14 protein-coding genes are annotated in these 14,295 nt (G+C 65.8%); 9 read left to right on the top strand and 5 right to left on the bottom strand.

Annotated features, from left to right (window positions below; translation table 11 throughout):
• Window positions 1-4: 4 nt before the first annotated feature.
• From WKB25_RS07990 to mtnC, 9 genes are all read left to right on the top strand, one after another.
• Window positions 5-235, top strand: a complete 231-nt coding sequence (locus WKB25_RS07990; RefSeq protein ID WP_180167694.1) for a hypothetical protein — start codon at window positions 5-7, stop codon at window positions 233-235.
• The gene (locus WKB25_RS07985; RefSeq protein ID WP_340569872.1) at window positions 232-462 is read left to right on the top strand and encodes a hypothetical protein; all 231 of its coding nucleotides are present in this window, start codon (window positions 232-234) and stop codon (window positions 460-462) included. The genes WKB25_RS07990 and WKB25_RS07985 overlap by 4 nt, the downstream gene beginning before the upstream one ends.
• On the top strand, window positions 407-2,713 hold the full coding sequence (locus WKB25_RS07980) for a hypothetical protein (protein WP_340569871.1): 2,307 nt from the start codon (window positions 407-409) through the stop codon (window positions 2,711-2,713). Before WKB25_RS07985 ends, WKB25_RS07980 begins: the two co-directional genes overlap by 56 nt.
• A 5-nt stretch (window positions 2,714-2,718) precedes the next feature.
• Entirely contained in the window at window positions 2,719-3,468 is a 750-nt protein-coding gene (locus WKB25_RS07975) for a hypothetical protein (protein WP_340569870.1), read from the top strand.
• Window positions 3,469-3,470: 2 nt separating this feature from the next.
• Complete coding sequence (locus WKB25_RS07970; RefSeq protein WP_340569869.1) at window positions 3,471-3,809, top strand: tail fiber assembly protein; 339 nt, start codon at window positions 3,471-3,473, stop codon at window positions 3,807-3,809.
• A gap of 138 nt (window positions 3,810-3,947) precedes the next feature.
• Window positions 3,948-4,709, top strand: a complete 762-nt coding sequence (locus tag WKB25_RS07965; RefSeq protein ID WP_340569867.1) for a DNA adenine methylase — start codon at window positions 3,948-3,950, stop codon at window positions 4,707-4,709.
• A 144-nt stretch (window positions 4,710-4,853) separates the two neighbouring features.
• Window positions 4,854-5,495 (top strand): methylthioribulose 1-phosphate dehydratase, encoded by a 642-nt coding sequence (locus WKB25_RS07960; RefSeq protein WP_340569866.1) that lies wholly within the window; start codon window positions 4,854-4,856, stop codon window positions 5,493-5,495.
• A 91-nt stretch (window positions 5,496-5,586) separates the two neighbouring features.
• Window positions 5,587-6,144 (top strand): acireductone dioxygenase, encoded by a 558-nt coding sequence (locus WKB25_RS07955; RefSeq protein WP_340569865.1) that lies wholly within the window; start codon window positions 5,587-5,589, stop codon window positions 6,142-6,144.
• Between the two features lie 3 nt (window positions 6,145-6,147).
• A complete protein-coding gene (gene mtnC / locus WKB25_RS07950) occupies window positions 6,148-6,843 on the top strand; it encodes an acireductone synthase (protein WP_340569864.1) in 696 nt (231 codons plus the stop codon).
• A gap of 51 nt (window positions 6,844-6,894) precedes the next feature.
• On the opposite strand, the gene WKB25_RS07945 is transcribed toward mtnC, so the two are convergent.
• The 5 genes from WKB25_RS07945 to WKB25_RS07925 all read right to left on the bottom strand — a co-directional run bounded on the left by WKB25_RS07945 (window position 6,895) and on the right by WKB25_RS07925 (window position 14,273).
• A complete protein-coding gene (locus tag WKB25_RS07945; protein ID WP_340569863.1) occupies window positions 6,895-9,513 on the bottom strand; it encodes a glycoside hydrolase family 2 protein in 2,619 nt (872 codons plus the stop codon).
• Window positions 9,514-9,613: 100 nt separating this feature from the next.
• Window positions 9,614-10,840 (bottom strand): AGE family epimerase/isomerase, encoded by a 1,227-nt coding sequence (locus WKB25_RS07940; RefSeq protein WP_340569862.1) that lies wholly within the window; start codon window positions 10,838-10,840, stop codon window positions 9,614-9,616.
• Entirely contained in the window at window positions 10,837-11,832 is a 996-nt protein-coding gene (locus tag WKB25_RS07935) for a carbohydrate kinase (protein WP_340569861.1), read from the bottom strand. Before WKB25_RS07935 ends, WKB25_RS07940 begins: the two co-directional genes overlap by 4 nt.
• 7 nt (window positions 11,833-11,839) lie before the next feature.
• Window positions 11,840-13,153: an L-fucose:H+ symporter permease gene (gene fucP / locus WKB25_RS07930; RefSeq protein WP_340569860.1), complete on the bottom strand. Its 1,314-nt coding sequence runs from the start codon at window positions 13,151-13,153 to the stop codon at window positions 11,840-11,842.
• Between the two features lie 70 nt (window positions 13,154-13,223).
• Window positions 13,224-14,273 (bottom strand): LacI family DNA-binding transcriptional regulator, encoded by a 1,050-nt coding sequence (locus WKB25_RS07925; RefSeq protein WP_340569859.1) that lies wholly within the window; start codon window positions 14,271-14,273, stop codon window positions 13,224-13,226.
• Between the last annotated feature and the right edge of the window lie 22 nt (window positions 14,274-14,295).

Raw genomic sequence — 14,295 nt, 5'->3', positions numbered from 1 at the left:
GACTATGTGGGTTCAAATCGTCGTAATGATCGTGGCACTCATCATCAGCTACGTGATGATGCCCAAGCCGAAGGTGCCACGGCCGTCGGCGCTGGAAGACTTCAACGTGCCTACCGCGGAGGATGGGCGCGAGGTGGCGATGGTGTTCGGCACCGTCTGGATCGATGACCCCAATGTGGTCTGGTATGGCGATCTGCGAACGACCCCCATCAAGGTCAAGGGCGGGAAGAAGTGAAGCGGTCGCCGGTCCTGGTCACCGTCGAACACGCTCGCGCCGCGAAGCTGGGCGAGCAGGCCGGCGTGCTATGCGCCGCCGGCATCCGCACCTGGATGGACAGGCACGGACTGGATCTGCGTCAGTTCCTGGACGAGGGGCTGCCGGTGGAGCAGTTCGAAGCATTGGACGATGCCTTCGCGCATCGCCTGGCAGCCCTTGCGCGCGGGGAGGCTGACCGTGGGTAGTGGCAAGAAACAAACCGTCGGCTATCGCTACTTCATGGGCATCTACATGGGTGAGTGCCTTGGGCCCGTCGATTCGCTGCGCGAAATCCGGGTGGGCGACCGTCTTGTATGGGACGGAAGCCGGCAGGAGTACTGGCAGAAGATCATCGGCGTGAACGTTCCGTCTGTTGTCCCAGCCACGGGCCCGATAACGACCTCGCAGACGATCCGGATCCTGGCGCCGGAGGTGTTCGGCGGCGACAAGGGCGAAGGCGGCATCGCGGGCACGCTGGAGGTTCGCATGGGCGAACCGGATCAGATGCCCAGCGCCTACCTGCAGGCGCAGGTGCCAGGCCCGTGGCCGGCTGCCCGGAACCTTCTGACGACCGTGTTCAATGGCCAGGTCTCGGCCATGAATCCCTACATCAAGAATTGGGCCAAGAAGGTCTCCCGCTGGCGAAAGGGCTGGCGGAACGGGCTCTGGCAGGCTGACCTGGTGCAGATCGATGAGGGTATGAACCCGGCCCACATCATCTATCAGGTGCGAACTGAGGGAATGGGGCACCCGGTCGACGTCATCAACGACGAGAGCTTCCGGCAGGCGGCGCAGACACTCAAAGCCGAGGGTTTCGGGCTGTGCCTGAAGTGGTCGAGGTCGACCAGTGCCAAGGAGTTCATGGACATCGTCTGTGACCACATTGGCGCGATGCGAATCGAAGACCCGGTTAGTGGCCTCACCGAGCTGGTACTGCTGCGAGCCGACTACGACCCGGCCGCCCTGGTCGAGATCGGGCCGGACGCCATTTTGGAGGTCGTTGAGTGGCAGCAGCCGATGCTGGATAACAGCGTCAACGAGGTGACCGTCGTCTATCGCGACGTGGCCACCAACAAGGATGCAGCGGTCACCTACCAGAACGCCGCCAATGTCCAGGCGCAGGGACGTGTCATCAACCAGCGCAAGACCTATCCCGGCCTTTGGAACGCCGCTCTGGCCTCTCGCGTGGCCGCGCGAGAGGTGGCGGCCGTCAGTAGCTTGGCCTGCCGGGTCAAAGTGCGCGTGCGCCACGATGCCGGCCCATTCAAGCGCGGGCAGCTGCGTGCTTTGACGTGGCCACGCCGAGGTGTAGTCCGGATGCCCGTGCGGATCCTGGAAGTCGATGAGGGCACGCAGACCGACAGTTCCTACACGCTCACGGTCAGCCAGGACGTCAGCGGCATGGCCGCAGCCAGCTACATCCAGCCGGAAAGCAGTGACTGGGTGGAACCGGACAATGCGCCCAAGCCCGTGACGGTGCAGCGGCTGCAGGAGGCCAGCTACCGCGACCTCGCTGCGACCTTGGGCCCTACTGCCGTCGGCGCCCTGAACGTCAATGTCGGCTTCCTGACCTCCATTGGCGTCCGGCCCACGTCGGCCGCGTTCGGGTACACCCTGCAGACTAGGATCGGTAGCGCCGACTACGCGGAGGTCGGCACCGCCGATTTCGCCCCCAGTGGCCTGCTGATTACCCCGATGACGGCCACCACGACAGCCATCAGTCTTTCCGCCGGCATCAGTCTGGACGGCGTCGAGGTCGGGACCGAAGCATTGATCGACGATGAACTGGTTCGTGTGGTGGCGATCGACCCAGTGGCGGCAACCCTCACTGTGGCCCGAGGCTGTGTCGATACGGTTCCGGTGGCGCACTCGATCGGTGCACGGGTTTGGTTCACCGATGAGTACGTGGGCTTTGACGGACGCGAATACCTCGCTGGCGAGTTCATCCAGGCCAGGCTGCTCACGCGCACCACCCAAGGCCAGTTGAACCCAGCCCTGGCGACGGTGATTCCGATGACGATCCAGCGTCGGCAGGCGTTGCCGTATCCGCCTGGGCGGCTTCGGATCAACGGCGATGCATATCCGGTCGATGCATGGGGCACGGGTGGCACTGTGGTGGCCAGTTGGGCGCACCGCGACCGCATCCTGCAGGCTGACCAGTTGATCGACTCCGAGCAGGCCAGCATCGGCCCTGAGCCTGGCACTACCTACACGGTCCGCTGGTACCTGGCTGGCCAGCAGGTGCTGAGGCAGGACGATATCGCCGGCACCACGGCCAGCTACCAGCCGCCAATTGGCAGCGGCGGCAAGACCCTGCGGGTGGAGGTCGAGGCCGTCCGGGCTGGCTTCCCCAGCTGGCAGCGTCTGCAGCACACCTTCCTCTACCGCGCCCAGCTGGTGACCGAAGCGGGCGACCGCATCGTCACGGAAGCCGGCGACCCGATCATCCTGGAGTAACCCCAATGCCTGACGTCAAACTCTCTCAGCTCGCCGCCGCCAGCGCGGCCTCGGTGGCGGCCGGCGCCGGCCTGTGGACGATGGCCGGCCACATCCTCGGCCTGCGCATGGAGTATGTGGGGCCAGCTTCCGTCCGCGTATCCAGCGGCAGCGCTTGGATCCCGTCGCTGCAGCAGGCGATCGAGGTTCCCAGCGCCCTGACCCTCAGCGGTCTAACGCTCGCAGGCAACACTTGGTACCACCTCTATCTGTTCCTCAACGGCTCAACGCCGTCGATCGAGGCTGTAACCGATGCGCCGGCCGCTCCCTACAGCGGGAGTGCCCGTGCCAAAACCGGGGCCAACACGCGCCGCTATATCGGTAGCTTCCGCACCGATGCTACCGGCGCTATTCGCCCGTTTGTTCACGCGGTGGCTTCTGGCGAGGTTCTCTTTTGCTCCCTGAACGACTTCGTAGTCGGCAATGGTTTGGCCTCCGTGTCCACTGCGGTCGACTGTTCGCCCTACGTGCCCGTCACCGGAGTGGCTGCGAAGTGCTTGATGGGGAATGACAACGCGAGCGCCAGCGTGCTCTATGGGCATCCCATCGTCGGCACGCTCACCAGCACCAACTACATCGGCCCCATCCCTCCTAAGAACAACCTGTCGCCAGACGTGCCGCTCAGCACCAGCCAGCAGTTCCTCTACAAGTTCGACACCTCGGTGACGGGGTCGGGCCTTTACGTCCGCGTCTATGGCTACAGGTATGAGAGGTGAGCATGTACGCAGTAACTGAATCCGGGTATCGGGCAATCACGCTTGGCATGGATCTGAACCCTGGAGAGGTCCGCGCAGATGAAATCCCGGTGGCGGTCCTCGCCCGTGTCGCGGCGGAGCAGATGAGGGTGGAACGCAGCCGCATGCTGCGGGCGACCGATTGGACGCAGGCACCTGACAGTCCGCTGGAATCTAACGCAAAGCTGGCCTGGGCCCTTTATCGGCAGGAGCTTCGCGATCTGCCCGAGAAGGCAGGGTTTCCGTATTGCCCTATGCCGAGCCCGCCGGCCGGGCTGGATGGCGCTGCTTCCGTGATGCGGCCAGCGACAGACGCCTCCTAAAACAGGGCGCCAGGCTGGCAGCAGCAACTGCCAGCTTGGCGCCGCAACACACGCGTACAGCCCGCGTGATATTGGCCAAGGCCCTGCTCCCCGCGCGGGGAAACCAAGCCTGGCCTAGAACCATCGCAGAGGCTGAGAATGAAGACGACCACGCTGTTCCCCTGGCCGGGCGGGAAGACCCGCCTGCTGCCGCACCTGCTGCCGCTGGTGGCAGATGCGCCCCACCGAACCTATGTCGAGGCATTCGCCGGCGGTGCCGCCCTGCTGTTTGCCAGGGAGCCCGCCAGGGCCGAGGTGCTGAACGACTGTCACGGCGAGCTGGTGCGCCTCTACAGGGTGGTGGCGAACCACCTTGAGGAGTTCGTCCGCCAGTTCAAATGGGCCCTGACGAGCCGGGAAATGTTCCGCTGGTGCCAGCTCCAGCACCCGGACACACTGACTGACATCCAGCGCGCTGCGCGCTTCTACTACCTGCAGCGGCTGGCTTGGGGTGGAAAGGCAACCGGCCAGACCCCCGGCTTTGGCCGGGGTGGCAAGGGTTTGAACCTGTTGCGCATCGAGGAAGATCTGAGCGCCGCCCACCTGCGGCTCCACAAGGTCACCGTCGAGCACTTGGCTTGGCAGCAGTGCATGGGCAAGTACGATGCAGCCGACACGCTGTTCTTCCTCGATCCACCGTACTGGGAGACTGAGGGGTATGGCGCTCCGTTTGAGATGGAGCAGTACCGGGAACTGGCCAAGCAGATGGCGGCGCTGCGTGGCCTGGCCATCCTGACGATCAACGACCACCCGGCTATGCGGGAGGTGTTCGGACAGTTCAGGGCGCGGGTGGTACCGATCCGATACACGATCGGCCGGCAGGCGGTCCAGCGGCGAGAGTTGATCTACACGACCTGGTAGATGCCCAGGGGCACGGGGCGGATTCCGCCCCGTGCAATTTCATTTCAGCGGGGGCAACATGGGCACCCCACCGTTTATCTCACCCGTGGCGGGCGATTTATCGCGCGCCGTTACACGTTGGCCGAATCCAGTAAAATCGCCCCCATGAACGCCCCCACCTTCCCCTACGACACCGCGCGCCTGAGCGAACTGGCCCAGCTGCTGATCGACAACGTCCGCGAACTGGCCCAGGCCGGCTGGACTCCGGCCACCAGCAGCAACTTCTCCCACCGCCTGGATGACCGCCACGCCGCGATCACCGTGTCCGGCAAGGACAAAGGCCGCCTGATCGAAGACGACATCATGGTGGTGGACTTCGATGGCAAGGCCGTCGGCCGCCCGCTGCGCCCGTCCGCCGAAACTCTGCTGCATACCCAGCTGTATCGCCGTTTCCCGGAGATCGGCTGCGTGCTGCATACCCATTCGCCGGTGCAGACCATCGCCTCGCGGCTGTACGCCCCGCAGGGCCATATCCGGGTGGAAGGCTACGAACTGCTGAAGGCCTTCGCCGGCAACAGCACCCACGAGATGGCCATCGACATCCCGGTGTTTGCCAACACCCAGGACATGGACGTGCTGTCGGCCCAGGTCGACGCCCTGCTCGATACCCAGCCCCTGTGGGGCTACCTGATCGACGGCCACGGCCTGTACGCCTGGGGTCGCGACATGGCCGAAGCGCGCCGGCACATGGAAGCATTCGAGTTCCTGCTGCATTGCGAGCTGGAGCTGCGCAAGCTGCACCGCTGAAGCGTCGGGCACGGCCAGATGCCATTCTGGAATCTGGCCATCGCTGCCACCCTGCTACCCTGTCCTCCCCCGAGACGTTCAAGCTGCCGCCATGAGCCGACTGCGCATCTACGACGACACCCGCCCCGAATCGCCGCTGCTGGACACCCAGGATGGCGCGGCCATTGCTGCCGAACTGCAGAAGATCGGCGTCACCTTTGAACGCTGGCAGGCCACCGCGCCGGTCGCCCCGGGCGCGAGCCAGGACGAGGTGTTTGCTGCCTACCGCGCCGACATCGACCGCCTGGTCGCCGAGCGCGGCTTCAAGAGCGTGGACGTGGCCTCGATCGCGCCGGACAACCCGAACCGCGCCGAGCTGCGCAAGAAGTTCCTCGACGAGCACTTCCACAAGGAAGACGAAGTGCGCTTCTTCGTTGCTGGCTCCGGCCTGTTCACCCTGCACGTGGGCGACAAGGTCTATGAGATCGAATGCGTGAAGGATGACCTGATCGCCGTGCCCGACGGCACCACCCACTGGTTCGACATGGGCGATGAGCCCAGCTTCGTGGCGATCCGCTTCTTCACCGAGCCGGATGGCTGGGTCGGTCACTTCACCGGCACCGACATCGCGCAGAAATTCCCCCGTTACATTCCGACCCAGGCGTCCTGATCAATGCAGCCCCGCGTCATCCTGACCGACATCGAAGGCACCACCAGCAGCATCTCGTTCGTCAAGAACGTGCTGTTTCCGTACGCACGCCAGGCGCTGCCCGGCTTCGTCGCCGAACATGGCCAGCAGCCGGAGGTGCGTCGCTGGCTGGACGCCGTCGCCAGCGAGATCGGCGGCGCCTGCCAGGACAGTCTGGTGGCCGAGACGCTGCAGGGCTGGATCGACCAGGACCGCAAGCACACCGCGCTGAAGGCCCTGCAGGGGCTGATCTGGGACGCGGGCTACCGTCGTGGCGACTACACCGCGCACTTCTACCCGGAAGTGGCGCCGGTGCTGAAAGGCTGGCACGCCTCGGGCCTGCCGCTGTATGTGTACTCCTCCGGCTCGGTGCCGGCGCAGAAGCTGTTCTTCGGCTTCAGCGATGCCGGTGACCTCAGTCCACTGGTGTCGGGCTGGTTCGATACCGAAGTCGGTGGCAAGCGCGAGGCCGACAGCTATCACCATATCGCGCAGGCCATCGGCGTTCCCGCTGGCGAGATCCTGTTCCTGTCCGACGTGGTCGAGGAACTGGACGCCGCCCGCGAAGCCGGCCTGCAGACGCGTCTGATCGATCGCCTTGAGGACTACCCGATGCCACGCATCGGCGCAGCCGCCAACGGCCATGACCGCGTCGAGAACTTCCAGCAGATCCAGCTGTAAGCGAAAACTGGTAGATGCCAACCTTGGTTGGCATCTACCAAAGCGTGTCCCTCAACGATCGTTGAGGGTGCGCACCTTCAACGCTTCACGCAGCGCAGTCAGGTCCACAGGTCCACGCACGGCGATGTCGCGGGTTTCACCCGGCAGCAGGTCCAGCAGGTTGTCTTCCACCTGCACGTCGAGCGCACCGAAATCGATCCAGGCCGCGCGCACCAGCGCAGCGCTCTGCAGCCGCAGGCGATAGTGGTCACCGTCGATCGCCAGGGTTGATTTCAACTGCTGCCGTGGCAGCACCTGGTCCTTGGCCTCGACGAATCCGACGACTTGCCGCGCCGTCACCTTGCCGTCCTGCAGCAGCTCGAACACCGCCACCGTCCGCGCCGGATCGGCGCCGGCCAGCAGTTCGGCATCCGCGTAGTTGCCAATATCGGTCACCCCGGCAGCGACCAGCGTCACTGCCTGCTCGCGCCGACGCAGCACCTTGCCTTCCATGTCCATCACCCGCAGGCGCCAGCGTGCGCCCAGCGCAGCACCATCGTTGATCAGGCGCACGCGCGTACTACCCTCATCGCGAAGCGCCGCCACCGTGACCGGCGCGAAGAAGCGGCGTGCGGCGAAGTGCAGCGCCTTCCAACGGCCGAAGTAGTCCACGCTTGACCACGATGCACCCGGCCAGACGTCATTGAGCTGCCAGTACAGCGAGCCCATCGTGTACGGTCGCGAAGCACGATGGTGCAACGCCGCCAGGGCAATGCCATCGGCCTGCATCACCTGGCTCAGATAGACGAAGTCCTGGAAGTCCTTCGGCGTACCGTAGCCCAGCGCGATGTAGTGCAGCAGGCGCGTATTGCCCTCGCCGGCCATGAATTTCTGGTGTGCACGGATCACCGGACTGTCGATGCGCTGCTCGGCGCGGGTGGCGATCTGGTCCACCGTTGCCACCGCAGGCCAGGCCTGCAGGCCGTACTCGGACATGAAGCGCGGGGTCTCGCGCAGATAGGCCTGCACCGGCAATGCCGGATTGCCCCACACCTGCCAGTAGTGCTTGTCACCGCGGGTGGAGTCGTTGGCTTTCCCGTCCAGATCGTTGCTGGGCGAACTGGACCAGTACGGCACGCCCAGCCCGTCTTCGCCCACCACCTGGCGCAGGTCGTTGCCGAACAGGTCGACATAGCCCTGCCAGACCTTCGCTGCGAACGCCGGATCGGCGGCCTTCAGGTCGCGGCCGTGGCCCCAGTCCTTCCACGCCGTCTCTTCTTCGTTGTTGCCGCACCACAGTACGATGCTGGGATGGTGGCGCAGGCGGCGCACGTTGTCGCGCGCCTCGGCGACCACGCTGGCGCGGAATGCCGGGTCGTAACCGGGCTGCATGCCACCGCCAAACATGAAGTCCTGCCAGACCAGCAGGCCCAGTTCGTCGGCAATATCGAAGAACGCATCGTCCTCGTAGTAACCGCCGCCCCAGTTGCGCAGCATGTTCATGTTGGCATCGCGCGCGGCGACCAGCACCTGGCGCAGTCGCGCAGCATCAACGCGCGCAGGGAAGGCGTCGAACGGGATCACGTTCGCGCCCTTGGCGAAGATCGGCACACCATTGATCACGAAGGCGAAGCCCTGCCCTCCCTTGTCGTCCTGCTCACGGCGCAGCTCGACCGTGCGCAGACCGATACGCTGCTCGCGCTTCAACGTGGAATCGGCACTACCGTCGAGCGAGGCCAGCACGGTGTAGCGGTCCTGCGCACCCTGGCCGACCGGCCACCAGCGCCGTGGCTTGGCCAGCTCGACCGGCACCTCGAGGCTGTTCTGGCCAGGCTTCAGCAACACCGTGCGCTGTACCTGGGTCACGCTGCGTCCTTCAGGATCGCGCACCGCCACATTCAGCATGGCCGAGCCGGCCGCACTGCCCCGCTCCACCTGCAGCACTACGGCCAGCATTGCCTTTTCCGCATCAAGCGCATCGGTGCGTACGGCCAGGTCGGTCAACCGATGCGCATCCCATGCCTGCAGGTCGACGCCGCGCCAGACACCAGCCGTAACGTAGCGCGGGCCCCAGTCCCAGCCGAAGTGGTAGGCCGGCTTGCGCGCGAAGTTGCCGACCATCGTATCCTTGGGTTCATCGCCGTACGGCGAAGGATAATTGCCTGCGATTTTGTGCGGCATCGCCTGCACGCCCGGCAGCAGCGTGCGGATCGGCGAACGAAACACGATCTGCAGCTCATTGCCCTTCGCCCGCAGGCGCCCCTCCACGCGGGCATGCCAGGTGCGGTGGGCATTGTCGGCACGCAGCAGCGGCTTGCCGTTGAGCTTCACCTCGGCATAGGTATCCAGGCCATCGAAGCGCAGTTCGGCGTTGGGCCTGGCCAAGGTGACGCCGTCCACATCGAAACGGGCGCGGTACTCCCAGTCAGCCAGGCCGATCCACTGCAGCTCGGCTTCGGGCGCGCCGACGTAGGGATCGCGGATCAGCTCGTGCGCCAGCAGGTCGGTATGCACGCTGCCCGGCACCGTGGCCGCGCGCCATTGCTGCAGGCCCGGATGGGCCGCGCCCTGCGCATCACCGGGCAGCAGGCGGAACTCCCATTGCGCCTGCAGCGGTGCCGCGGCGGCGGGAAACGCGACAGCTGCGATCAGCAGCAGGAGCAGACGGACAACGAGGGGAAGGCGATGCACGTGATGCTCCTGTTGTTCGGCCGGATATGACCCGGCGCTACCAATGCAACACGCCACGGTAGCGCCGGACCACGTCCGGCGAGCGCGCAGCGCGGCAGACTCAACGCACGACGTTCAGCACTTCGTAGCAGGCGCCCATGGTGTGGTAGTCGACCTTGCCAGCTGGGCTCTTCTCGTCGCTGTACTTGCGGTTGTCAGCGTCGAGGATGCGGAACCACGCGCCGTACCGATGGTCAACGAAGTGCTCCCACGAGTACGCCCAGATACGGTCGTACCACAGCCAATAGCGGTCATCGCCGGTGCGCTTGGCCATCAGTGCGGCGGTGGCCAGCGTCTCGGCCTGCACCCAGAAATACTTGTCGTCGTCGCAGACGAAGCTGTCGCCACCGATCGGCGCGCCGTCCATGCCAGGCTGCCGGCGCGACTCCGGTGCGAAGCCGTAGTACAGGCCGCCGCGCGCCTCGTCCCAGCTGCGCTCCACGGCCACATCGAACAGATGCTGCGCGGTCGGCACCAGCCAGTCGGCCTGCACGTGACGGTCCAGGATCAGCAGCAGCTTGGCCCACTCGGTCTGGTGTCCCGGCTGGAAGCCCCACGGCCGGAACAGGTGCTTGGGATCGTCCAGGTTGTAGTCCCAGTCGATGTTCCAGTTGACGTCGTAGTGCTCCCAGACCAGGCCACCGGCCTTGGCCGCCTGGCGGCGGGTCATGTTGTCGGCCAGCTGCAGCGCGCGCTCGACATAGCGCTGCTCGCCACTGGCCTCGAACGCGGCCAGCATCGCCTCGCACATGTGCATGTTGGCGTTCTGGCCGCGGTAGCCGGTGAAGTTCCACTGGCCGTCGGCCTCGTCCCTGTACAGGCCGTGTTCCGCCTCCCAGAAGCGTGCATCCAACAGCTGCCAGGTCTCGTCCATCCACGTGCGGGCTTCTTCGATGCCCGCCTTCAATGCACAGCTGTAGGCCAGCAGCACGAAGGCCACGCCGTAGCAGTGGTTCATGTCGTCCTCGACCACGCCATCGCGCAGGGTCCAGGCGTAGCCGCCGGTGGCCGGATTGCGATGCACCTCGCGCAGATAGCGCACGCCGTGCTCGACCGCATCGCGATACTCGGCATTGCCGAATTCGCGGTAAGCCATGGCGTAGTTGAAGACGAAACGGGTGCTGCTCACCAGATGGCGATGGCTGGCATCGTAGATGCTGCCGTCGTCACGGAAGTAGTGGAAGAAGCCGCCCCTCGGATCGATGCAGCGCGGGTGGTAGAACGCCATCGTGTCGGCGATGTGCGCGCGCAGGAAGGCGGGAGAACGGAAATCGGGCGAGGTGCTCATGCGGGAAGATCCTGTGCCTGCAGCAGCTGCTGCACTTCATCGAACGAGGGCATCGCAGCGAACGCGCCCTTGCGTGTCACCGCCAGTGCGCCAACGGCGGCGCCGAAGCGCAGCGTGGCGGCGATCGCCTGCGGGTCCTGGCAGAACGCGGCGAAGCCCGCACCCGCCCCACCCCGCTCCAGCAGCCCGACCAGCACGCCACCAACGAAGGCATCACCGGCGGCGGTGGTGTCCACGGTGGGCACGCGGAAGCTGGTGACCCTGCCCTGCGTTTCGCGGGTGTACCAATGCAGCGTGGCGGCGCCGTCGGTGATGATCACCCAGCGTGCCTGCGCGGCCAGCAGGCGTCGCAGCACCAGTGCCTCGCCGTCATCGCCGAGCGGTGCCGCAAGGTACTCCAGTTCCTCGCGTGACAGCTTGACCAGGTCGGCACGTTCCAGCGCCTGCCACAGCCGCGGTGCCGGGTCGACAGTGGCCGGCCACAGCGCCGGACGCAGGTTGAGATCCAGGCTGACCACCGCACCGGCCGTGCGCGCCCGGTCCATGCCGGCGAACGTCGCGTCGGCGATGTCTGCTTCGGTCAGGCTGTTGGAACAGACATGGAAGCACTGCGCGCCATCGAAGCAGCCTGCCTGGAAGTCGCTGTCACGGAACAGCAGGTCGGCGGCAGGTGGACGGTAGAAGCTGAAGCTGCGTTCGCCACCGGCGTCCAGTGCCACGAAGGCCAGGGCGGTTTTGGCCGCGTCGGTACGCACGATGTAGTCGGTGCCGACGCCGTGTTCGCTCAGGCTCTCCGCCAGGAAGTCGCCGAACATGTCGCGGCCGAGCATGCCGACGAACTGCGTCTTCGCGCCCAGCCGTGCGGCGGCCACCGCGACGTTCGCCGGTGCCCCTCCGGCGTACTGCAGGAACGCGCGCGGGGTATCGGCCGAGGCCGGCGGCTGCGCTAGTAGATCGATCAAAATTTCGCCGAAGCAGACGATGGAACCCATTTTCGACTCAGCCTCCGTGCGTGCCGGCAGCCGGCGCACGGGCGCCGACCAGTCCGTAGAAAATGATGTAGCCGTAGCACAGCAGCGGCAGGATGAAGCTGGCCTGCACGCCGACGTGGTCGGCCAGGACGCCCTGCAGGTAAGGCACCACGGCGCCACCGACGATGGCCATGATCAGCAGGCTCGAGCCCTTGCTGGTCAGCGGGCCAAGGCGCTCGATGCTGAGCGCGAAGATGGTCGGGAACATGATCGAGTTGAACAGGCCGATCGCCACCACCGAATACAGCGCGACATTGCCGGAGGTCATCATGGTCAGCGTCAGCAGGCCGACATTGACCAGAGCGAAGATCGCCAGCAGGCGGCTCGGCGAGAAGCGCGCCAGCAGCGCCGAACCGGCGAAGCGACCGATCATCGCCATCGTCCAGTAGGCCGACACATAGTGGGTGGCTTCCTGCTCGCTGAAGCCGCCGATGGTGGGCATGGACAGGTAGTTGACCAGGAAGCTGCCGATCGATACTTCAGCGCCGACGTAGAAGAAGATACCGAGCACGCCCAGCAGCAGATGGCGCTTGCGCAGCGCATCCAGGTAGCTGTGCTGATGACCCTGGTCAGCCTGCTCGGTGGTGTCGTTCAGCGCCGGCAGGCGGAACAGGAACACGAACAGGGCCAGCAGCATCAACGCCACCGCCAGACCCACGTAGGGACCCTGCACCGCGTGCGCCTCGGCGGTACGGTAGGCCAGCTGCTCGGCGGCCGGCAGCGCGGCGATCTGCTCACCGCTCATGGCCGTGTTGGACAGGATCAGCATGCCGCCGAAGATCGGCGCGATGGCCGTACCCAGCGAGTTCAGCGCCTGCGCCAGGGTCAGGCGGCTGGAACTGGTCTGCTCCGGCCCAAGCAGGGCGACATACGGGTTGGCTGCCACCTGCAGCACGGTGATGCCGGTGGCCAACACGAACAACGCACCGAGGAAGGCGCCATAGACACGCAGCTCGGCCGCCGGCCAGAAGCCCAGCGCGCCGACGCCGGCGATCACCAGGCCGGCCACGATACCCTTCTTGTAACCCAGCGCTGCCACCAGCCGCCCGGCCGGCAACGACATCAGGAAGTAAGTGCCGAAGAAGGTGAACTGCACCAGCATCGCCTTGGCGTAGTTCAGCTCGAACACCGCCTTCAGGTGCGGAATCAGGATGTCATTGAGGCAGGTCAGGAAGCCCCACATGAAGAAGATGGTGGTGACCACGGCCAGTGCCTTGCCGTTGGTGACGGCAGGCTGGTTGCCCGGGGAACCGGATGGACGGGGCGTTGCGGAGATCGGCATGCGGTACGCGCCTCGATGCGCGAAAGGTCGTTGGTGCGTGGAAGGGTGCAATCAGTTCAGCAGCAGAGCATCAGTTCGGACGAGCGGCACTGCTTTCGCGGATGCGCAACTGTACCGGGGCGACCGTGCGCCGTGGTGGCGCCTCCGGTTCCTCAAGTCGCTGCAGCAGCAGGGACGCCGCCTGCCGGCCGCGCTCGCGCGGGTCGGCAGTCAACGTGGTCAACGGCGGCACGGCCACCGACGCTTCGGAAATATCATCGAAACCGGTCACCGCGAAGTCACCGCCAGGACGGATGCCGCGCGAGTTCAGGCCCAGCATCAGCCCCAGCGCGACGGTGTCGTTGTAGCAGACCGCCGCGCTCGGCCGATGGCCGTCGACGAACAGTTCGTCGGTGCGCGCGGCCGCTTCCAGGCGGTTGGGTGCCGATTCGATCATCCAGCCCGGCGGCAGCGCCAGCCCGGCTTCAGCCAGCGCCTGCTGGAAACCAGCGCGACGCTGGTGGCAGGAGCTCGATGCCGCATGACCACCGAAGAAGGCGATCTGGCGATGACCGCGCTCGATCAGGTGGCGGGTAGCCAGGTAGGCGCCATGCTGGTTGTCCAGGGTCAGGAAGTCCCACTCGGCACCTTCCAGCTCGCGGTTGAACAGCAGTACGTTGGCATTGGCACCCAGCGCCTGCCGCAGCAGCGTGGCATCGCTGCCCTCGGCCGGCGACAGGATCAGGCCTGCAGGCGTGTGCTCCATCAACGTGGACAGCACCGCCTGCTGGCGCTCGGGTGACTCGCCGGTACTGCCGAGCAGGGTCACGTAACCACGCCCCCCCAGTGCTTCGTCCACACCGGAAGCGAACTCGGCGAAGAACGGGTTGGACAGATCGTTGATGACCAGGGCGATGCTGGACGATGTGCGTCGCCGCAGGTTCGCCGCCGCGCGGTTGTAGACGTAGCGCTGGCGCCGCAGCTCAGCCTCCACCCGGGCGCGGGTATCGACGTTGACCAGCGGGCTGCCGCGCAGCACCAGCGACACGGTCGCGCGCGAAACGCCGATGGCACGGGCGATGTCGGTCACCGTCACCGCCTTGCCGGAACGCTTGCTGGAACTGTCGCCGTTGTCGTTCATCGTCTTCCCGCACTCCGATGGA

The sequence above is a fragment of the Stenotrophomonas sp. G106K1 genome (assembly GCF_037969685.1).
GTDB lineage: Bacteria > Pseudomonadota > Gammaproteobacteria > Xanthomonadales > Xanthomonadaceae > Stenotrophomonas > Stenotrophomonas lactitubi.
Note: the sequence above shows the minus strand (reverse complement) of the source record. Positions and strands in the feature narration are given on the sequence as shown.

Bases quoted from the DNA above. Each gene is read 5' to 3' on its own strand.
- WKB25_RS07955 (WP_340569865.1), top strand. From the start codon at position 5,587: ATGAGCCGACTGCGCATCTACGACGACACCCGCCCCGAATCGCCGCTG.
- mtnC (WP_340569864.1), top strand. From the start codon at position 6,148: ATGCAGCCCCGCGTCATCCTGACCGACATCGAAGGCACCACCAGCAGC.
- WKB25_RS07925 (WP_340569859.1), bottom strand. From the start codon at position 14,273: ATGAACGACAACGGCGACAGTTCCAGCAAGCGTTCCGGCAAGGCGGTG.
- WKB25_RS07970 (WP_340569869.1), top strand. From the start codon at position 3,471: ATGTACGCAGTAACTGAATCCGGGTATCGGGCAATCACGCTTGGCATG.
- fucP (WP_340569860.1), bottom strand. From the start codon at position 13,153: ATGCCGATCTCCGCAACGCCCCGTCCATCCGGTTCCCCGGGCAACCAG.
- WKB25_RS07990 (WP_180167694.1), top strand. From the start codon at position 5: ATGTGGGTTCAAATCGTCGTAATGATCGTGGCACTCATCATCAGCTAC.
- WKB25_RS07960 (WP_340569866.1), top strand. From the start codon at position 4,854: ATGAACGCCCCCACCTTCCCCTACGACACCGCGCGCCTGAGCGAACTG.
- WKB25_RS07935 (WP_340569861.1), bottom strand. From the start codon at position 11,832: ATGGGTTCCATCGTCTGCTTCGGCGAAATTTTGATCGATCTACTAGCG.
- WKB25_RS07940 (WP_340569862.1), bottom strand. From the start codon at position 10,840: ATGAGCACCTCGCCCGATTTCCGTTCTCCCGCCTTCCTGCGCGCGCAC.
- WKB25_RS07965 (WP_340569867.1), top strand. From the start codon at position 3,948: ATGAAGACGACCACGCTGTTCCCCTGGCCGGGCGGGAAGACCCGCCTG.
- WKB25_RS07975 (WP_340569870.1), top strand. From the start codon at position 2,719: ATGCCTGACGTCAAACTCTCTCAGCTCGCCGCCGCCAGCGCGGCCTCG.
- WKB25_RS07980 (WP_340569871.1), top strand. From the start codon at position 407: ATGCCTTCGCGCATCGCCTGGCAGCCCTTGCGCGCGGGGAGGCTGACC.